Origin of the sequence: Streptomyces fagopyri (assembly GCF_009498275.1) — a bacterium.
In the GTDB taxonomy this organism is placed as follows: Bacteria; Actinomycetota; Actinomycetes; order Streptomycetales; family Streptomycetaceae; genus Streptomyces; species Streptomyces fagopyri.
In genome coordinates this window covers 5,749,446-5,768,840 of record NZ_CP045643.1, presented here as the reverse complement: position 1 = coordinate 5,768,840, position 19,395 = coordinate 5,749,446, and the positions used below count along the sequence as shown (strand labels likewise).

19 protein-coding genes are annotated in these 19,395 nt (G+C 69.9%); 8 read left to right on the top strand and 11 right to left on the bottom strand.

Features of this window, described 5'->3' with window-relative positions; translation table 11 throughout:
- Nucleotides 1-2: 2 nt before the first annotated feature.
- A complete protein-coding gene (locus GFH48_RS24870; protein ID WP_153290372.1) occupies nt 3-1,136 on the bottom strand; it encodes a DNA cytosine methyltransferase in 1,134 nt (377 codons plus the stop codon).
- A gap of 175 nt (nt 1,137-1,311) precedes the next feature.
- Between GFH48_RS24870 and GFH48_RS24865 the strand changes: the two genes are divergently transcribed.
- Nucleotides 1,312-2,031 carry an HNH endonuclease gene (locus GFH48_RS24865; RefSeq protein WP_228120917.1) on the top strand — a complete coding sequence of 240 codons (720 nt, stop codon included), beginning with the start codon at nt 1,312-1,314 and terminating at the stop codon, nt 2,029-2,031.
- Nucleotides 2,032-2,042: 11 nt separating this feature from the next.
- Here the strand turns inward: GFH48_RS24865 and GFH48_RS24860 are convergent, their stop codons facing one another.
- Nucleotides 2,043-2,675: an ATP-binding protein gene (locus tag GFH48_RS24860; RefSeq protein ID WP_153290370.1), complete on the bottom strand. Its 633-nt coding sequence runs from the start codon at nt 2,673-2,675 to the stop codon at nt 2,043-2,045.
- 217 nt (nt 2,676-2,892) lie between these two features.
- Here GFH48_RS24860 and GFH48_RS24855 point away from each other — a divergent pair, with 217 nt between their 5' ends.
- Both GFH48_RS24855 and GFH48_RS24850 read left to right on the top strand, forming a co-directional pair.
- Nucleotides 2,893-3,738, top strand: coding sequence for a helix-turn-helix domain-containing protein (locus GFH48_RS24855; protein WP_153290369.1), 846 nt, complete (start codon nt 2,893-2,895; stop codon nt 3,736-3,738).
- On the top strand, nt 3,739-3,960 hold the full coding sequence (locus tag GFH48_RS24850; protein WP_153290368.1) for a DUF397 domain-containing protein: 222 nt from the start codon (nt 3,739-3,741) through the stop codon (nt 3,958-3,960).
- Nucleotides 3,961-3,979: 19 nt separating this feature from the next.
- Here the strand turns inward: GFH48_RS24850 and GFH48_RS24845 are convergent, their stop codons facing one another.
- Nucleotides 3,980-4,669 carry a hypothetical protein gene (locus GFH48_RS24845; protein ID WP_153290367.1) on the bottom strand — a complete coding sequence of 230 codons (690 nt, stop codon included), beginning with the start codon at nt 4,667-4,669 and terminating at the stop codon, nt 3,980-3,982.
- Nucleotides 4,670-4,924: 255 nt separating this feature from the next.
- On the opposite strand from GFH48_RS24845, the gene GFH48_RS24840 reads away from it, so the two are divergent.
- Nucleotides 4,925-5,227 (top strand): hypothetical protein, encoded by a 303-nt coding sequence (locus tag GFH48_RS24840; RefSeq protein ID WP_153290366.1) that lies wholly within the window; start codon nt 4,925-4,927, stop codon nt 5,225-5,227.
- A 58-nt stretch (nt 5,228-5,285) separates the two neighbouring features.
- On the opposite strand, the gene GFH48_RS24835 is transcribed toward GFH48_RS24840, so the two are convergent.
- On the bottom strand, nt 5,286-6,269 hold the full coding sequence (locus GFH48_RS24835; RefSeq protein ID WP_153290365.1) for a GlxA family transcriptional regulator: 984 nt from the start codon (nt 6,267-6,269) through the stop codon (nt 5,286-5,288).
- A 265-nt stretch (nt 6,270-6,534) separates the two neighbouring features.
- On the opposite strand from GFH48_RS24835, the gene GFH48_RS24830 reads away from it, so the two are divergent.
- Complete coding sequence (locus GFH48_RS24830) at nt 6,535-7,002, top strand: hypothetical protein (protein WP_153290364.1); 468 nt, start codon at nt 6,535-6,537, stop codon at nt 7,000-7,002.
- 30 nt (nt 7,003-7,032) lie between these two features.
- Nucleotides 7,033-7,566 carry a levansucrase gene (locus GFH48_RS24825; protein WP_153290363.1) on the top strand — a complete coding sequence of 178 codons (534 nt, stop codon included), beginning with the start codon at nt 7,033-7,035 and terminating at the stop codon, nt 7,564-7,566.
- Here the strand turns inward: GFH48_RS24825 and GFH48_RS24820 are convergent.
- From GFH48_RS24820 to GFH48_RS24810, 3 genes are all read right to left on the bottom strand, one after another.
- A complete protein-coding gene (locus tag GFH48_RS24820) occupies nt 7,529-8,014 on the bottom strand; it encodes a hypothetical protein (protein WP_153290362.1) in 486 nt (161 codons plus the stop codon). The two genes, GFH48_RS24825 and GFH48_RS24820, sit on opposite strands and share 38 nt — an antisense overlap.
- 200 nt (nt 8,015-8,214) lie before the next feature.
- The gene (locus GFH48_RS24815) at nt 8,215-9,720 is read right to left on the bottom strand and encodes an MFS transporter (protein WP_153290361.1); all 1,506 of its coding nucleotides are present in this window, start codon (nt 9,718-9,720) and stop codon (nt 8,215-8,217) included.
- A gap of 65 nt (nt 9,721-9,785) precedes the next feature.
- The gene (locus GFH48_RS24810) at nt 9,786-11,153 is read right to left on the bottom strand and encodes a DUF445 domain-containing protein (protein WP_407698656.1); all 1,368 of its coding nucleotides are present in this window, start codon (nt 11,151-11,153) and stop codon (nt 9,786-9,788) included.
- A 241-nt stretch (nt 11,154-11,394) separates the two neighbouring features.
- Here GFH48_RS24810 and GFH48_RS24805 point away from each other — a divergent pair, with 241 nt between their 5' ends.
- On the top strand, nt 11,395-12,726 hold the full coding sequence (locus GFH48_RS24805) for an SGNH/GDSL hydrolase family protein (protein ID WP_153290360.1): 1,332 nt from the start codon (nt 11,395-11,397) through the stop codon (nt 12,724-12,726).
- A gap of 16 nt (nt 12,727-12,742) precedes the next feature.
- Here the strand turns inward: GFH48_RS24805 and GFH48_RS24800 are convergent, their stop codons facing one another.
- From GFH48_RS24800 to GFH48_RS24785, 4 genes are read right to left on the bottom strand one after another with little or no spacing between them, the layout of a single operon-like run.
- Nucleotides 12,743-13,660 carry a DUF1707 SHOCT-like domain-containing protein gene (locus GFH48_RS24800; RefSeq protein WP_153290359.1) on the bottom strand — a complete coding sequence of 306 codons (918 nt, stop codon included), beginning with the start codon at nt 13,658-13,660 and terminating at the stop codon, nt 12,743-12,745.
- 9 nt (nt 13,661-13,669) lie between these two features.
- A complete protein-coding gene (locus GFH48_RS24795) occupies nt 13,670-14,659 on the bottom strand; it encodes an ABC transporter ATP-binding protein (protein ID WP_153290358.1) in 990 nt (329 codons plus the stop codon).
- A gap of 6 nt (nt 14,660-14,665) precedes the next feature.
- Entirely contained in the window at nt 14,666-15,556 is an 891-nt protein-coding gene (locus GFH48_RS24790) for an ABC transporter permease (RefSeq protein WP_153293091.1), read from the bottom strand.
- Between the two features lie 16 nt (nt 15,557-15,572).
- Entirely contained in the window at nt 15,573-16,373 is an 801-nt protein-coding gene (locus GFH48_RS24785; protein WP_228120915.1) for an ABC transporter permease, read from the bottom strand.
- A gap of 748 nt (nt 16,374-17,121) precedes the next feature.
- On the opposite strand from GFH48_RS24785, the gene GFH48_RS24780 reads away from it, so the two are divergent.
- Entirely contained in the window at nt 17,122-19,395 is a 2,274-nt protein-coding gene (locus GFH48_RS24780; RefSeq protein ID WP_153290356.1) for a transglycosylase domain-containing protein, read from the top strand.

The following is a 19,395-nucleotide window of genomic DNA, read 5'->3' as shown; positions in this document are numbered from 1 at the left end:
AGTCACTCGCTGGCGGCGCGATTGCGGTCCGCCTTGAGCACTTCCATGATCGATTTACCGATGGCCTCGGCTACGGGCGGCGGAAACGCGTTGCCGACCTGTCGGTACTGGGCCGTCTTGCCTCCCGTGAATTCCCAGTACATCGGGAACCCCTGGATGATCGCCGCCTGGCGAACCGTGAGCATGGGCCCCCCGGGACGGAACAGATCGCGATCCTCAGTGCCGGTCGGCTTACCGTCCACCGGCGCATTGGCCACGCCCAGGCCCGAGACGCCCAGCTTTTCCCATGCCTTCTTGGCACGGCTGGGACCGAGGTCGGCGCCTCCATGCTTCTTGGAGCCGCCTACGAGCGTGGGAGCGACGGTCCCGCTGGCGGCAGCATTCTTCCATTTCTTGAGCACTTCATTGGCCTCAGCTTCCCGAGGACCGCCCTCAAACACGTCGACGCGCGCCTTCATCGTCTCCGCAAGCTTGCCCAGGACTGTTGCCGTCTCGGTACCGGGTGTCGGGGCTTCGTACTTCAGATCCTTGAGCACGTCTTTCCGGAAGGCGACGAGGATGGAGCGCGGCCGGAGCTGCGGGACACCGAACTGCTCCGCTTCGTAGACCCTCCACGCCACGACCTCGTAGCCAGGAAGCCCGTCCTCGTCAGGTTCCATGTCCTCAAGACTGGCCTGGATCCGCGACCTGTAGTCGTAGAACTTGGGGTCCATGAGGCCACGGACGTTCTCGATCATCACTGCGCGAGGGCGGATGAGTTCGGCCAGCTCCAGGATGCGCGGGAAGAGATCACGCTCGTCGTCCTCACCGAGCTGCTTGCCAGCGTGGGAGAAGGGCGGGCACGGCACACCGCCGGCAAGCAGGTCAACCTCACCCCGCTTGTAGAGACCGGCACTCTTGACCAAGTCGCGCGCGGGGTCGAACTCCGTCACGTCCTGGCAGAGGACATCGCAGTTGGCGCGCTCCCAGTCCCACTTCGGGTGCACCTCGATGTTCTCGCGCAGCGTGGCCGCCGCGTACTTGTCGATTTCGATGAGGGCAAGGTGTCTGAAACCGGCCATGTGCAGTCCGATCGCCTGCCCGCCAGCGCCGGCGCAGATCTCGATCGACGTGTAGCCCCGGTCAGTCCCCGTCATGGCCCCTCCTCTTGCATGAATACCAGTGACGCCTCATGCGGCAGCCATCACAGAGGGTGACACGACCCACTGACATTGCGTCTCGACACGGCGGCACACACCAGTGTGCGGCATCCTCTGCACTACCTCGGTCACCAGCACCATGGGCAATTTCGAATGCTCGCACGATACCGCTGTGGCGAGAATCGACTGGACTCGGGACGAGCTGGTGCTGGCCTGCGCGCTCGTTGCCGAAAACGAATGGCGAGAGCTTCGGACAACCGACCAGCAGGTGCAGGACCTGTCCCAGCTCCTCAGCCGACTGCCGCTGCACGATGGCGCGGCGGCGGATCCGAAGTTCCGCCCCCCGGGCAGCGTCAGCCTGAAGGCGGGCAACATCGTGACAGCCAGGGCCGAATACCGCGGGGCCCCCATGAAGAGCGGCCGACTGACTAGTGAGGTGGTGGCCGACTTCACAGACCGTCCCGACCAGATGCTTGCCACCGCCAAGGCCGTGCGTGCGGGTATGGCGTCGGCCGAGATCATCGGCACCCCGGCCCCGGAAGGCGAAGCGGACGCGGCACGCGAGGGGCAGCTCCTCACGCGCTGGGCCCTCCACCGTGAACGGAGCAGGCCTCTGCGCGACCGGAAGATCCGGGCGGTCCTGGAGGAGGGCGGCACTCTGCACTGTGAAGTGTGCTCGTTCGACTTCAGCACTGCCTATGGCGAGCTGGGAGCCGGGTACATCGAGGTCCACCACAGGCTGCCTCTCCACATATCGGGTGTGACGGAGACCCGGATCGCAGATCTTGCCCTGCTGTGCGCGGACTGCCACCTCATGTGCCACAAAAGCTTCCCTGGAGAATCCTGGCGCACCCCTGCCGACCTTCGAAGGCAGATGCGGAAGTCTGATTGAACGACATCCCACTAGGCGGCGTCCGCTTCAGCTTCGTATTGCATCTGCGCGCGATCGAGAATGTCGTCCGGGTCAAGGCCGCGGGCAGCGGTCCAGTGGAGCAGATCCGCGATCAGCCCCACCGCTGACTCCTCAAGACCGATATGGCTCCCACTCCCCTGAAGCCGAGCCTCTCGCCTGGAGCCCTGGTAGCTCTCCAGCGCTTCGACAGCACGCCCCATGCGTCGGCACGCCCGGCCGGGACTGATCAAGATCTCGCACCAAACCGCCTTGCCTGCCGCGGTCAACACCGTGCCCCAATCCACCGCTAACGCCGCGAGCAGATGCAGGCCCCGACCGCACTCCGAGTAACAGTCCGCCGCATTCGGTGACGGCAGGACCCGGCTCTTGTCGTGCACTTCGAGACGCAGCCGCTCGCCGCGCAACTCAATGACCAGAGTCGCCGAGGCGCCTTCGCCGACATGCTTGACCACGTTGGTCGCCAGCTCGGTAACGAGCAGTTCCGCCTCGCCGGCGGCCGTCGACATGCCCCATCGGTCCAGCTGTGACGCAGCGGCCCTCCTGAGGAGGCGCACTTCTGCCGGAGCAGCCTCAAAGGGCAGCACAGAACGGAGCCGGGGTTCGGTGACTTCACAGCCGGACATACGACCGCTCCTCTCTCTCACCACACGCATTCGACACCGAACGTGTCTGCACGGATGCCTTGTGTAGCGATCTGCAAGTGAGCATCGCATAGAGAACTCTCACTGTGTAACTTCTCATGAGAATCCATCGGGTGAATCTGATGGCCGGGCCGCGTTCGTGCTGCCCTAGCCTGTGGGGCAGTCCGGGTCTCCGCCCGGCACCTGGCGAGGGAGCCGCATGGCCGAACGAACCACCACCCGGCGACGCCAACTGGGCGCGATGATGCGCAAGTTGCGCACACGCAAGGGCCTGACCCTTGAAGAGGCCGGGCAGGCTGTCGGCGTGTCCAAGGCGACAGTGAGCCGTTATGAGACTCAGTCCGGGCCGGTCAAATGGATCGTTGTCGACGCGCTGTGCCGTCACTACGGAGCAACTGACGCTGAACGTATGGCCGTTGTCGGACTGGCCAAGAACGCCAAGCAGCAAGGCTGGTGGAGTTCATTCGCCGACTCGATCCCCGAGAGCATGAATCTGCTGCTCACGCTTGAGGACGAGGCTGTACGCGAGAGTCACTTTTCCTGCGTCTACGTTCCCGGCCTCCTGCAGACGCGCGCGTACAGCACCGCATTGCAAAAGGCGAACGAAGTGCCCCTGGAGCCAGCCGAGATCGAGCGTCTGGTCGATATCCGCATGCGACGGCAGGAGATCCTCGCCCGATCGAAGCCGTTGCAGCTGTGGGCGATCCTCGACGAGTCCGTTATCCGCCGGGTAGTCGGGTCGCCGCAGGCCATGAGGGAACAGCTCGACCGCCTGCTAGAAGCGAGCGAGTCACGGCACATAACGCTGCAAGTGCTGCCCTTCTCAAAGGGAGCTCATGCCGCCGCGCTCGGAAGCTTCGTGATCATCGGTGGCGTCGAACCGACACTCGACGTCGCGTACGTGGACTTCCATACAGGTTCCCTGTTCCTGGAAAAGGACGAGGAACTGGAGCGATACAGGCTTGCGTTCGAGTACCTGCGCGCGCAAGCGTTGGACATGGAGGCGTCCTCCGCCATGATCGATCGCGCCCGCAAGGAGTTGTGAATGTCCGTCAGCCTCCAGCCCGCTTCCGAGCCTGCCTGGTTCAAGTCGTCGTACAGCGGCGGTAACACGACCGAGTGCGTGGAAGCGTCTTTCAAGCCGAGCGCTGTCCTCATACGGGACTCCAAACACACGGGTGGCCCCATCGTCGCGGTTTCAACCGCCGTATGGCACGCCTTCATACGCCACGTGCCCGAACGAGGAGCAACGGAACCAACGAAGTGACCGCCGATGCCGCGGGGAGTCACCCCGCGGCCGGCCTCAAGTCGACGGTGAGGGGATAGCCGATCGCTTTGGCCGCCGCGATGACAGTCTCTGCGCCGACCGAAGGGTTCAGGGCAACGACGTGCCGTTGCCCGAGGGGACGCAGGTCGTAGATGTGACGTACCGCCTCGACCTCCACCGGCACCTCGTAGTAGTCCTCGGCGAACGTCCGGAACGCCTCCGGGCTGGGGTCCAGGAGGAGTTCGAAGAGCCAGTGCGAGCCGTCGGGGTCCGGGTGACCCTCGGGGGTGTTCCGGCCCGTCTGCCAGGACGGGGCGTTCGTCTCGCGCCACAGGCACGCCGTCACCACGGGGCATCCGTCCTCATCCGTGAACGCGGGCTCACCCACGTGGCGCCGGAAGACCTCGGGCACCGAGTCCAGCACTCCCGGCCAGGGCTGTGGAACGTCCTCGTGGTGGTACGGACTCAGAGGGGACTCGTGGTCGAAGCCGCGGATGTACGCGCCTTCAGGGGCGAAGACTATGTCGTACTCGTCGCCGGATCCGTTCCTCATCGAGGCCGCTTCCTCGGCTTCCGACCACTGGGCGCTGTACGAGTAGATGCACTCGCCGTCGGGGTTCAGGATCGCCTCGGCCATGGCCATCGACCGGCAGAGGTCCTTCAGGGTATCGATGTCGGGCAGGGCGGCGGCGATGTCTCCGGCTGTCATACCGCCATCCAACCGGATACCACCGACAACCGGTCCGGAGCGGTCCCGGGCCCGCGGTCCGGGGCGTCCGGAGCCGGGACCCGGGGCGTCCGGAGCCGGGACCCGGGGCGTCCGGAGCCGAGGTCCGGGACGTCCGGAGCCGAGGTCCGGGGCGATCCCGGACCCACGGTCCGATGTCACCCCGCCCGTGGTCACCCACGCGCCCGACCCGCCCCGGCAGGGCGTTAGCCTCGGGGGAAGAACAAGGAGGCAGTCATGGCGAAGGTACCGGCCGCGGCAGTGGCCGCCGGTGGGCTTGTCGGTGGGTACGGGGTGGCCCGGTGGACGAAGAAGCGGCAGCTCGGTGGGGTCGTGCTGGCCGCCGCGGGGGTCGCCGCCGCGCGGCAGTGGCGGGAGCAGGCCGGCGGGAAGGCCGCCGGGGCGCTGACCGTCGCGTACGTCACCGCCTTCGCCGGGTCCCACCCGCTGGCCAAGAAGGTGGGCGCCTGGCCCGCCGTGTTCGGGGTCGCCGGGGCCGTCGCCCTCGCCTCCTGGGCCGTGGCCGACCGCCACGCCTGACCCGGGCAGAGGAGCCACCGGCCTCGGACGGGTCGCCGGCCGTCGGCGCCCCGCGTGTCTACGGGGCCGCCGTGACCGGCGCCGGTTCTCGTCCCGCCCCCTGGAATGCCCGCCGGTACGCGTACGGGCTCGTCCCCACGACCCTCTTGAAGCGTTCGCGGAACGCCGTCGGGGAGCCGAAGCCCGCCTGGGACGCGATGCGTTCGACCGGATACGTGGTCGTCTCCAGGAGGTACTGGGCGCGGCGGACCCGGGCCCGGTGCAGCCACTGGAGCGGGGTCGTGCCGGTCTGTTCGCGGAAGCGGCGGTTGAGGGTACGGGTGCTCGTGCCGGCCCGGGCGGCGATGTCCTCCAGGGTCAGGTCCCGGTCCGCGTTCTCCTCCAGCCAGCCGAGCAGCGGCTCCATCGTCGTGCCCGCCGGTACCGGCGGCTGCGTGTGGACGATGAACTGGGCCTGTCCTCCCTCCCGTTCGAGTGGCATGACCGACAGGCGGGCGGCGTCCGCGGCGACCGCCGAACCGTGGTCCCGGCGGATCATGTGCAGGCACATGTCAAGGGCCGCGGCCGCGCCCGCCGAGGTGAGGAACTGGCCGTTGTCGACGTAGAGGACGTTCGGGTCGACGCTCACGGCGGGGTGCAGGGCCGCCAGTTCACCGGCCGCGATCCAGTGGGTGGTCGCGCGCAGTCCGTCCAGCAGGCCGGTGGCGGCGAGGATGAAGGCGCCGACACAGATCGAGGCGATCCGGGTGCCGTTCGCGGCCGCCGCGCGCAGCGCCTCGGCCACCCCCGGCGGGAGCGGCGCGGTGGGGTTCTCGGTCCCCGGCAGGATGATCGTGTCCGCCTCGGCCAGCGCCTCCAGGCCGTACGGGGCGCGCAGCGTGAACGGGCCCGCGTCGACCTCCCGGCCCGCCTCGACCGAACAGACCCTGATCCGGTAGGCCGCCCGGCCGTCCGGCAGGCGCGCCCGGCCGAAGGCGTCGATCGGGGCGGAGAGGTCGAACGGGACGACCTGGTCGAGCGCCAGTACGGCAACGGTGTGCATGGCCAGAGCGTAGGCATACGGCGGATTACCGCCAAGTTCGAACAGCGGTGGTAGTGGCCCTGCCGTTGCCGGGCGCCCGCGGTCTCGTACGGGCGCATACGCGCATACGACCTCAGTACCGTTTCGCGTACGGCCGAGTGTCGCCGCATGCGACCTGTACCGGGGGGCACTGCGGGCACACGGGGTGAAGCGGCTGGCGGGAATCCGTCGCCCCCTGGCAGAAGTGCCACTTCTGCAAGATCCGGAGCGCCCATAGCGTCGCCCCGTGACCAAGTTCCTTCTCGCTGTGCACGTACTCGCCGCGATCGTCGCGATCGGGCCCGTCACCGTCGCCGCCAGCATGTTCCCGCCCGCCGCCCGCAAGGCGCTCGCCGAGCCGGGGGACGGCCAGGCCCGGTCCACCGTCCAGCTGCTGCACCGCATCTGCCAGGTGTACGCGGTGGTCGGTGTCGTCGTCCCCGTGTTCGGGTTCGCCACCGCCCAGGCGATGGGTGTCCTCGGTGACACCTGGCTGATCGTCTCGATCGCGCTGACCGCCGTGGCCGCGGTCGTGCTCGCGGCGCTGGTGCTGCCCCGGCAGACCGCGATCGCGGAGGGCATCTGGCACGACGCCGCCACGGTGGGCCCCCGGGCGACGGTCCGGCTCGCGATGTTCACCGGCGTCTTCAACCTGCTCTGGGCAGCCGTGACCATTCTGATGATCGTCCGACCGGGGTCGACGACGGGTGCCTGAGGGCTGTCGCGTGGCCCTAGGATCCGGCTCATGACTGAACGCAGGTTCGAAGAGGCCGGGGAAGAACGGGAACCGTCGGACCCGGCGGCCTACCTCGCCGCCCTGGAGGGCCGGCTCGTGGCGGACGGCTGCTCCACCCGGTGGGAGGACTGGGCCGGGGGCCCCGTCCTGGTGGGGCGGCGGAGCGACTTCCGGCTGCGCTGGATGGCGACGAAGCTGCATCTCTTCACCGTGGGGGCGGTCGTCCCGGAGATCACCGTTCCGGTCGTCGAGGGCTTCACCGAGCAGGTGATGAAGTACGCCAAGGACACCAAGAGCGGGCTCCCCGTAGGGCTGCAGAACGGGGTCGGCGCCTTCCCCGTCCTGATCGGGGACCGCGTCGATCCGGCCGCCGTGGCCTGGGCCGAGGAGCGGCAGCGGGTGAAGTTCGCCTGCATGACGCGGCCCGTCGTCGTCGACAGCACGCGGTCGTACGTGGGGATGTACCGCGGCAGGCCCGTCCTCGGGCGCGTCTACGCCTCGCACTTCATCGAGAAGGGCTCGCGGTACTTCGACGGCCGGTGAGCAAGGAAGCGTCGGCCCGTTCCTCCGGGTCCGCCCTGAACTGCCGTGCCACCGCCGTCGCGACCAGCACCCCCGCGGCGACGACCAGCGTGAAGGACGCCCACGCCAGTGGCCAGACCGCGGCGTCCGGGGGCTCCGGGCGGGCGTGGAAGGAGGCGTACATCAGGGCGGCCGGCGGGGCCGCCACCAGCAGCAACGGCCAGGCGAGCGCGTCCCGGCGGCCGAAGTAGGCCGCCAGGAGCAGCAGGGCTCCGCCGAGGGCCACGACGCCGAGGACGGTCACCGGGGTCGTCTCGGTGAGCGACCCGGGCGTCTCGGACCGGTTGCGCAGGTCCCAGGGCAGGCAGAGGAGGTACGCCGCGCCGGAGAGGGCGGCGCCGAGCACGCGGGTCAGCCAGCGTTCCGGCCAGGGGCGCGTGCGCAGAGGGCCTAACAGCTTCTCGGTCATACGTACGAGGATTCCCGTCCGGGCGGCGGCCCGACAGAGTATGCGTACTCAGATCATCACCATCGGCAGACCGGCAGGCCGAGCCGGACCGGCAGGCCGAACCGGACCGGATCGCCGAGCCGACCCGCGACGCCGAGCCGGCCCATGGCGGCGTGGGCCGCGTACAAGAACCCGGACCGCTCGTGTCGCCGCGCCCCGCGTCAGGTCGCTCCCCGGGAGGACGTGCCGGACGTGCCGGACGACGTCGCCGACAGCGGTGTCGCGATGTCCTCCAGGGAGCGCCCCTCGGCGTTCACCGCGAGGAACGCGGCCACCAGACCCGCCGCGCACATCAGGCCCGCGCCGACCTGGAAAGCGAGCACCGTGTCGCCGACGACGCCGGACGATGTGAGGTCGGCGAAGACCAGCGGGCCGCTGATGCCGCCGGCCGCCGTTCCGAGGGCGTAGAAGAAGGCGATGGCCATCGCCCGGGTCTCCATCGGGAAGATCTCCGAGACGGTCAGATAGGCGCTGGAGGCGCCCGCCGAGGCGAAGAACAGCACGACGCACCAGCACGCGGTGAGCGTCGCCGCGTTCAGCGAGCCCTGGCCGAAGAGCCAGGCCGTGCCGAAGAGCAGCAGGCCCGACAGCAGGTACGTGGAGGAGATCATCACCTTGCGGCCGACCGTGTCGAAGAGCTTGCCGAGCAGCAGCGGGCCGATGAAGTTGCCGGCCGCGATGACGGCGAAGTAGTACCCGGTGCCGCCGGAGGGGACGTCGTAGAACGTGGTGAGGATGGCGCCGAAACCGAAGGTGATCGCGTTGTAGAGGAAGGCCTGGCCGATGAAGAGGGAGAGGCCGAGCACGGCACGCTTCGGATAGCTCCGGAAGACGGTCCGCGCGATGAGCCCGAAGCCGATGCTCTTGCGCTGCTCGATGGTGATCTCGCCCTCGGCGCGCGGCAGCGGCCGGCCCTTCTCCCGCTCGATGTCCCGCTCGACGGAGGTGACCAGCGCGTCCGCGTCGTCACCGCGGCCGTGGATGAACTGCCACCGCGGGCTCTCCGGCACATGCCGCCTGACCAGCAGGACCACCAGCCCGAGGACCACTCCGAGGGCGAAGGTGAGCCGCCAGCCGACGTCCTTGGGGAAGATGTCCGTGTTCAGCATGACGATGGACAGCAGCGCGCCGCCGACCGCGCCGAGCCAGTAGCTGCCGTTGATGATCAGGTCGACGCGGCCCCGGAACTTCGCGGGGATGAGCTCGTCGATCGCCGAGTTGATGGCCGCGTACTCGCCGCCGATACCGAAGCCGGTGAGGAAACGGAAGGTGAAGAACCACCAGGCGTCGAAGGAGAGGGCCGTCATCGCGGTCGCCCCGAGGTAGACGACGAGCGTCACCATGAAGAGCTTCTTGCGGCCGTAACGGTCGGTCAGCCAGCCGAAGAAGAGGGCCCCGGCGCAGGCTCCCGCGACATAGAGCGCCGCGGCGACGCCGGTGACCTGCGCCGAGGAGATGGACAGGCCGCTGCCGTCCTCGGAGAGCCGGCTCGCGATGTTGCCGACGGTGGTGACTTCCAGGCCGTCCAGGATCCAGACGGTTCCCAGGCCGATCACGATCATCCAGTGCCAGCGGGACCAGGGAAGCCGGTCGAGGCGGGAGGGGACACTCGTGGTGACCGTTCCCGTGGACGCGGGCACGGGGACCGGCGGGGATGGTGGGGTCATGGCTCCCTCTCCGTTCGACGGACCCTGACCGGATTCCCCGCCACGGGGTGGTCAGGCCCCCTTTCTCAGGCCCCCACCGCTCGCGACACCACGTAGATCAGCAGTCCGGCCAGTGATCCCACCACCGTGCCATTGATCCGGATGAACTGCAGGTCACGGCCGATGTGCGCCTCGATCTTCCGGGTCGTGTGCTCGGCGTCCCAGCCGGCGACCGTGTCGGTGATCAGGGAGGTGATCTCCTTGCGGTACGTCGTCACCACGTACACCGCCGCGCCCTCGACCCACCGGTCGACCTTGGCCTGGAGCTTGGGCTCGGTGGCCATCCGGGAGCCCAGCGACAGCAGCGAGGCCCGCACCCGAAGACGCAGCTCGCTGCGCTCGTCCTCCGCCGCGGAAACGATCATGGATCGTACGGCCGTCCAGGCGGAGGCGATCAGATCCTGGACCTCGCCGCGGCCGAGCACCTCGCCCTTGAGACGCTCCACCCGGGCCCGGGTGTCGGTGTCGGACTGGAGGTCGGCCGCGAAGTCGCCGAGGAAACGGTCGAGGGCGCCGCGCGCCGGGTGGGACGGCGCGTCACGCATCTCGGTGACGAAGCGGAGCAGCTCCTTGTAGACCCGCTCGCCGACCTTCTTGTCGACGAAACGCGGGGTCCAGCCGGGCGCACCGCCCTGCACCGCGTCCATGACCTGCTCGTCGTGGAGCACCAGCCAGTCGTGGGCGCGGGCGCAGATCAGGTCGACGACCCGCTTGTGACCGCCGTCCGCGACGATCTTCTCCAGCATCTTCCCTATGCCGGGCGCGATCTCCTGGGCGTCGGCGCGGCGCGTGATGGCCTCGCCGACCACCGCCTGCACGTCGGAGTCGCGCAGGACGGTCAGCGCTCCCCTCAGGGCGGTGGCCAGCTCCGCCGTCACCCGGTCCGCGTGCTCCGGTTCGGCGAGCCAGGTCCCCAGCCTGCCGCCGATGCCCACGGCGCGCAGACGCTGGCGCACGACCTCCCCGGACAGGAAGTTCTCACCGACGAACTCGCCGAGCGACACGCCCAGCTGATCCTTCTTGGTGGGGATGATCGCGGTGTGCGGGATGGGCAGGCCCAGCGGATGGCGGAAGAGGGCCGTGACCGCGAACCAGTCGGCGAGGGCGCCGACCATGCCGGCCTCGGCGGCCGCGGCGACATATCCGGCCCAGGGGCCCGCGCCCTCGTGCGACGCCCACTTGGCGAGGACGTACACCAGCGCGACCAGGAGCAGCAGGCCGGTTGCCGTCGCCTTCATCCGGCGGACCCCGCGCTGCTTCTCCTCGTCGGCGGGGCTGAACGAGGCCATCGTGCGGTTCCCGGGGCCGGGTGCCGTCGCCGTGCGGTGCGCGGCGCCGTCCGGCCTGGCATGCAGCCCCTCGGTATCCGCCGCTTCCGGTTCTGTGCGTTCCATGCGCTCCACCCGTTCGCCGACCCCGTCCGGGATCTCGTACCCATTGTCCCTTCCTGACCGACTCCTGGAACGGAACAGGAGTTCCCGGCGTCTGTGGGGACGGGGAGAAATCAGGGAGATCTCCGGGACGCCTCGGGGGTGTCCCGGAAGGGGTCCCGTCCTTCTCCCTCTACCCCATGACGCATCATGGGTTCATCACATCGGAGCCTCGGGCTCCCTCGCCCGAGGAGACACGCACCGCATGACCAAGCGTCACGGTTATGCCCTGCTGGCCGCGATCGTCGCCGTGATCGTGGTCATATCCGCAGCCATATACATAGGGGCCGCGGCCGACGACGGAGACAGCTCCCGCAGCGCCCTGGCCGGCGCGCCCGGCCCGCGCAACCCCGCGGCCCCCGCCTCCGTCGGCACCTGGGTCGGCGCCTGGTCGGCCTCGCCCGGCGGAGCCGAACCCGGCACCGAGGCCACCGGCACGGCGGGCCGCTCCGTACGCAACGTCGTGCACGCCGGCGTCGGCGGCACCGATGCCCGCATCACCCTCTCCAACCTCTACGGACAGCAGCCGCTGCGCATCACGCACGCCTCGATCGCGGTCGCCGCGGGCGAGAACGACGCAGCCGCGGCGGCCGGGACCATGAGCCGCCTCACCTTCGCCGGCAGCGCCGCGGTGGTCGTCCCCGCGGGGCAGCAGGTGATGAGCGACGGCGTGCGCATCCGGATCCCGCGCGACACCGACGTCCTCGTGACCACGTACTCCCCCACCCCGTCCGGCCCGGTCACCTACCACCAGCACGCACGGCAGATCTCGTACGTCGCCGAGGGCGACCGCACCGAGGACCCGACCGGGGCCGCCTACACCGAACAGAGCCCGTACTGGCGCTATCTGACCGCTCTCGACGTGCTGAGCAACGAGTCGGCGGGCACCGTCGTCGCCCTGGGCGACTCGCTCACCGACGGCATCACCTCCACGACGGGCGCCAACCACCGCTGGACGGACGCCCTTTCGGAGCGGCTGCACGCCGCGGCCGGTTCCGCGGACGTGCCGCGCTACAGCGTCGTCAACCAGGGGATCAGCGGCAACCAGGTCCTGACCGACGGTCTCGGCCGGCCCGCCGACAACCCGAGCGGTCTCAACCGCTTCCGCCGCGACGTGCTCGACCGCACGAACGTCAGGGCCGTCGTCATCGACCTCGGCGTCAATGACATCCTGCGCAACCCCCGCCAGGTCGACCCGCGCACGATCACCGACGGACTGCGCCGGCTGGTCCAGCAGGCACACGCCCGGGGACTGCGCGTCGTCGGCGCGACCCTGATGCCCTTCGGGGGCCACCGCGGCTACACCAGCGGCCGCGACGCGGTCCGGCGGGCCGTCAACGAAGAGATCCGCGCGGGCCTGGTGTACGACGCCGTCGTCGACTTCGACAAGGCGCTGCGCGACCCCTACGACCCGCGCAGGCTCCGCTCCGACTACGACTCGGGAGACCATCTCCACCCTAGCGACAAGGGCTACCGGCGGATGGCGGAGGTCTTCGACCTGGACGACCTGAAGGGGTCGGCCCCGGCCGAGCTGTAGCGGGGGCCGACCGGCCTCAGAAGTCGTGGTGGCGCCGGCGGTGGCGCTCCTCGCGGCGGGCCTCGTGGCGCTCACGGCGCTCGGCGTGCCGCTCACGGCGCTCGTCGTGGCGCTCACGGATCAGGTCCCGGGCCTCTTCGAGCGCCTCCCGATGGGCGTCGTACACGTCGTCGAGGCGGTCCCGCGAGCCGCTCCCCAGCGCCCCGCGGGCGGCCTTGCGGTCCAGTTTCTCCTGGCGGCGCTCCTCCCTCAGGCGCAGCCGCTCGGCGCGGGTGATCTTCCGCTCGACGCCGACCCCGCCCCAGAACGCGAAGCCCGTGACGATCACGCGCGGGGCACCCGGATCGCCGGGCCGCCCCTCCTCACGGTGGTCGAATCCGCCCATGATGCCGATGCCGCGGACGACGACCTCCACTCCGGGCGGCACCACGACGTTCACCCCGCCCATCACGGCGACGCAGTTGATGACGACCTCGCGGTCGGCGAAGTTCGCCTCGCGCAGGTCGATCTCGCCGCCGCCCATGAAGGCGAAGGAGGTGAAGCGCCGCGGAACGGTCCAGCGGCCCTTGCGCTCGAACCCGGACAGGATCGCGACCCCCCACCCGGACGACCCCTCCCCGCCGACGATCCGCGCCGCCCAACTCCCGCTCTCGGCGGGCTCTTTGACCATGTTCACCGGAGTCGCCGCGGCGGAGCCCGGCAGATCGCGGGTGAGCGGCGCCAGGTCCCGGTACGTACGGGCCTTGAACGCCGCCTCCAGCCGCTCCTCGAATTCCTCCATGTCGAGGCGCCCCTCCGCGAGGGCGTCCCTGAGCTGTTCGGCGACCCGTTCACGATCGGCGTCGGAGGCTCGCAGCTCCGGTCCCGCGGGTTCGGGAGCCCGCGGCACCGGGCGCTGGTCGTCGCTTCCCCGGGAAGGCACATCCTCGGTCATGGGCCCAGCCTACGAGAGAGCCTTCTCCTCGTACATGCGGCTGATGACCGCCTCGATGTCCGGCTCCCGCACCGAGAGGTCCACCAAGGGGTACTCGGCCGCGATCCGCGCCACCAGCTCGGCCGCCGACGCCGACGCCGGGAAGGCCAGCCACTGCCGGGGCCCCTCCACCTTCACGACCCGGGCCGACTCCACCTCGACGGGCGGCAGTTCCCGCTCCAGGTCCACCACCAGGGTCCGCTCGCTCTCCCCCACCTCGTGCAGCCCGGTCAGCGGACCGTCGTACATCAGCCGCCCGTGGTCGATGACCATCACCCGCCGGCACAACTGCTCGATGTCGGTGAGATCGTGCGTGGTGAGCAGCACCGTCGTGCCGCGCTCGGCGTTCAGATCGCGCAGGAACGAGCGGACCCTGGCCTTGCTGATCACGTCCAGGCCGATCGTCGGCTCGTCGAGATAGAGGACCTCCGGATCGTGCAGCAGCGCCGCCGCGATGTCCCCGCGCATCCGCTGGCCGAGCGACAGCTGCCGCACCGGCACGTCCAACAGCTCGCCCAGTTCCAGGAGTTCGACACAGCGGTCGAGGTTCTCACGGTAACGGGCGTCAGGGATCCGGTACATGCGGTGCATCAGCCGGTAGGAGTCGATCAGCGGGAGGTCCCACCACAGCGTCGTACGCTGCCCGAAGACGACCCCGATGCGCCGCGCGAGCCGGGTCCGCTCCCGGGACGGGTCGATGCCCGCGACCCGCAGCCGGCCGCCGCTCGGTGTGAGGATCCCGGTCAGCATCTTGATGGTGGTGGACTTCCCGGCGCCGTTCGGCCCGATGTAGCCGACCATCTCGCCGCGCGGCACGGTGAAGGAGAGGGAGTCCACCGCCCGTACCTGACGGCGCTCACTGCGCAGGAAGCCGGTCTTCTTGCGCACGTCGAAGACCTTCTCGACGCGGTCGAGTTCGATGAAGGCGTCAACCGGGTCCGCGACCAGGTCGGTTGTCATGTCGGTTCAGCTCCCCGTACTGCGATAGGAACGAAGTCCCGCCCGCCAGGCGGCTCCCGCCAGCGCGCAGCAGGCCGCCGCGACCAGCGGTGGTGCGAAGGCGACCCAGACCGGCAGATCGAGCGGATACGGCCGCCCCAGGACGTAGAGCGCGGGCAGCCAGTTCACGAAGGCGAGCGGAAGTACGAAGGTGACCCCGCGCACCAGGTCCTTGGCGAAGACGGTCGGCGGGTACTGCAGGAGCGTACTGCCGCCGTACGTGAAGGAGTTCTGCACCTCGGAGGCGTCCTGCGCGACGAACTGGAAGGCCGCGCCGGCCACGAAGACGGCCGAGAAGATCGCGGCGCCGCTCACCACCATCACCGGCACCAGCAGCACCTTCAGCGGCGTCCAGGTGATGTCGAGAGCGGTGACCGCGTACCCGAAGACCAGCAGCCCCTGGGTGATCCGGCCCAGCCTGCGCAGTGCGAAGCGGTCCGCGGCGACCTGCGCGAGCACGGGCACGGGCCGCACGAGCAGCGTGTCGAGCGTGCCGTCGCGCACCCGGCGCCCGAGCCGGTCCATGGAGCCGAGCGCCAGGTCCGTGAGCCCGAACGCGGTGGCCGACACGCCGTACAGGAAGGCGACCTCCGGCAGGCTGTAACCGCCGAGCCGGTCGATCTGCGAGTACATCAGCAGGATCGCGACGAAGTCGAGGCCGGTCGCGGCGAAGTTGCCGAAGGTGGTCATCGCGAAGGAGGCGCGGTAGGCCATCGTGGAGCGGATCCACATCGCGGCGATCATGCGGTAGGCGCTGAGTCCGTCCCGTATCCGCGCGTACGTCCCCTGCCGCGCCCACGGGTCCTCGGCCGCCCGGGGAGACCGCTCGCCCACCCGGCTTTGCACCGGGCCGTCCATCGGGCCGTCAACCGGGCTAGCCACCCTGCACCACCACCCTTCGCGTCGCCGCCGACTGGAGGAGCCGTCCGAGCGCCAGCAGCCCGACCGCCCAGGCCCCCTGGAACGCGTACGTGCCGAGCGGGTCCGCCGTGCCGAGCAGCACGTCGACGGGCGCCTGGATCAGGGACGACCAGGGCAGGGCGCGCACCACCTCGCCCAGCACACCGGGGAAGACGTTCAGCGGCAGCAGCATCCCCGAGCAGAACACACCCGCGATCATGGACATCTGCGCGGTGCCCGCCCCGTCCAGCAGCCAGAAGGCCGACAGGGCGACGAGATAGCGGAGGGAGAAGCTGACGAGCACCCCGAGGGCGACCGCGACCAGGAACGCCAGCCAGGTCACCGGGTCGGTGGGCAGCGCGAGCTCGAAACAGAGCGCGCCGAACACGAGCGGGACCACTCCCCGCCCCAGCAGATGGAACAGCGCCCGGCCCGCGTCCTGGGCCAGCCACCACAGCTGGAGGTCGGCGGGCCGGTAGAGGTCGATCGCGATGTCACCCGTACGGATGCGCTCCAGAAGCTCGTCCTCGAAGCCGCCGCCCATGGTGGCGACCACCATGAGCAGCGCCTGGGACAGCCACACGTAGGAGAGCGCCTGTGCCTGGTCGTAGCCGCCGAGGTGCGGTTTCTCGTCCCACAGCGCGCTCATGATGTACGCCAGGATGAGCCCGAAGACGGTGTTCGTGAACACACCGGCGGCCGTCGCCGTCCGGTAGGTGGCGTAGCGCCGGAACCCGCCCAGGGCGACGGCCGTGTACAACCGCCCTGTCCCCACGAGGAAGTCCTCCTTGCACCGGGAAAGCCGTTTTCGGCCGAAGCGCAGGAGCCTAGTCCCACGGCTGCGCTCGCTGCCAGGCATTTTCCGGCGAGACGCGTGCCGGAATCCGGGAACGGAACGCCGGGTGCGACAGTCTTCAAGAGGGGGCGCACAAGGCGTATGGGGTCGTACGGGTGCGTACGACGTGAAACAGGAGTCCGGCAAACAGATGAGCGACAAGCCGCAGCCGCAGCAGGACGACGAGGGCTGGGCACCCAGGGGACCCGAGCCGGCTGCCCAGGCGGCACCGAGCGGACCCGGTGAGCCGGGGAGACCGCCCGGAAACCCGGGACCTCCGCGGAAGCCGGAAGTGCCGGGGAGACCGGAGGAGCCCGGGACGCCGGGTGAACGCGCGAATCCGGAAACACCCGGGAAGCCGCAGGAACCGGCAAGGCCGAGGGAGGCCGGAAGGCCGGCAGAACGCGCGGAGTCCGAGGAGCCCGGAACACCGCGGGAACACGCGAAGCCGGAAGAAACCGGAAGCCCGAAAACACCGGGGAAGCCCCAGCAGCCCGCGCCCTCGCAGGGACACGCCGAGCCCGGACAGCCCGCCGCGCCGCAGGGACGCGCCGAGCCCGAAGCGCCCGCGACGCCGCAGGAACGCGCACACCGCGAGGAACCCGGGACGGCGGGACAGCCGGGCGAGCCGGGGAAGAAACCGCGGCGCAAGCGCACCGGCCTGCGACGGCTCATCCCCACCTGGCGCATGCTCCTCGGCACGTTCGTCGGCCTCGTACTCCTCGTGATCGGTCTCTTCGCCCTCGGCTACTACCTCGTCAAGATCCCGCCCGCGAACGCCGCCGCGACCAAGCAGAGCAACGTCTACCTCTACGCCGACGGCAGCCAGCTCGCCCGCGACGGCGAGGTCAACCGCGAGAACGTGTCGCTCGCGCAGATCTCCAAGGACGCCCAGCACGCGGCGCTCGCCGCCGAGGACCGGGACTTCTACACCGAGTCCGCCATCGACCCCAAGGCGATGATCCGCGCCGGCTGGAACACCGCCACCGGCAAGGGCAGGCAGTCCGGCTCGACGATCACCCAGCAGTACGTGAAGAACTACTACCTGGGCCAGGAGCAGACGGCCACCCGGAAGGTGAAGGAGTTCTTCATCTCCATCAAGCTCGACCGCCAGCAGAGCAAGAACGACATCCTCGAGGGCTACCTCAACACCAGCTACTACGGCCGCAACGCCTACGGCATCCAGGCCGCCGCCCAGGCGTACTACGGCGTCGACGCCCAGGACCTGACGGTCGGCCAGGGCGCCTACCTCGCCGCGCTCCTGAACGCGCCGAGCGAGTACGACGTGATCGCGCACCCCGAGAACAAGGCCGCGGCCAAGGCCCGCTGGAACTACGTCCTCGACGGCATGGTCAAGAAGCAGTGGCTGACCCCGGCCGCGCGCGCCGAGGTCACCTTCCCCGAGCCCAAGCAGTCGGTGATCGCCACCGGCATGTCGGGGCAGCGCGGCTACCTCGTCAAGGCCGTGAACGACTACCTCGTCGAACACAAGATCATCGACGAGGACACCCTGCAGACCGGCGGCTACCGCATCACGACCACCCTGCAGAAGCCCAGGCAGGACGCCTTCGTGAAGGCCGTCGACGACCAGGTGATGAACCACCTCGACAAGAAGAACCGCAAGGCCGACCGCTACGTCCGCGCCGGCGGCGTCTCCATCGACCCGGCGACCGGCAAGGTCGTCGCCATGTACGGCGGCATCGACTACACCAAGCAGTACGTGAACAACGCGACGCGCCGTGACTACCAGGTCGGCTCGACCTTCAAACCGTTCGTGTTCACCTCCGCCGTACAGAACGACTCACGCACCGAGGACGGCCGCAGGATCACCCCCAACACCTTCTACGACGGCACGGACAAGCGCCCCGTACAGGGCTGGAACGGCGGCCCGTACGCGCCCGAGAACGAGGACAACGTCTCGTACGGGCCCATCACCGTGCGCACCGCCACCGACAAGTCCGTCAACGCCGTGTACGCGCAGATGGCCGTGGACGTCGGTCCCTCCAAGGTCAAGGAGACCGCCGTCGACCTCGGTGTCCCCGCCGACACCCCGGACCTCACCGCCACCCCCTCCATCGCGCTCGGCCCGTCCACCGCCAGCGTCCTCGACATGGCACAGGCGTACGCGACCCTCGCCAACCACGGCGAGCACGGCACGTACACGCTCGTCGACAAGGTCAGCAAGGAGGGCGCGGCGGACGTGCACCTGCCCAAGCAGGCCACGAGGCAGGCGGTGACCCGGCAGGCCGCCGACACCACCACCTCCGTCCTGCGGAGCGTCGTCGAGGGCGGCACCGGCACCGCCGCGCAGGCCGCCGGACGGCCCGCCGCCGGCAAGACCGGCACTGCGGAGGAGGACCAGGCGGCCTGGTTCGCGGGCTACACCCCCGACCTCGCCACCGTCGTCGCCGTCATGGGCCAGGACCCCGACACCGGCGTCCACAAGTCCCTGTACGGCGCGCTCGGCCAGGCCCGGATCAACGGCGGCGGCTACCCGGCGCAGATCTGGGCGCAGTACACGAAGTCCGCGCTCAAGGGCACCAGCCCCAGCGACTTCGACCTGAGGCTCCAGCCGGGCGCCGAGGAACAGCAGCTCCCGAGCACCGGACCCACCGACCGGACCCCCGGCACCGGCGGCCAGAACGACGGCGGCACCACGACCGGCGGCCAGGACACCCAGAGCCCGCCGCCCGGCGACAACGCGGGCCAGACCCAGGGCCAGACGGACGGCGGCACCACCGACGGGGGCACCACCACCGACGGGTCGACCACCGGCGGCACCACGGACGGCGGCACCACCGACGGATCGGCCACCGGCGGCACCACCGACGGCGGCACCACGACCGACGGGGGCGCCACCGACGGCGGCACACCGGGCAACGGGGGCGCCACCGACGGCGGCACGACGGGCACGACCACCGGGGTGGGACCGCTGACCGGGCTCACCCCGAGAAGGCAGTAG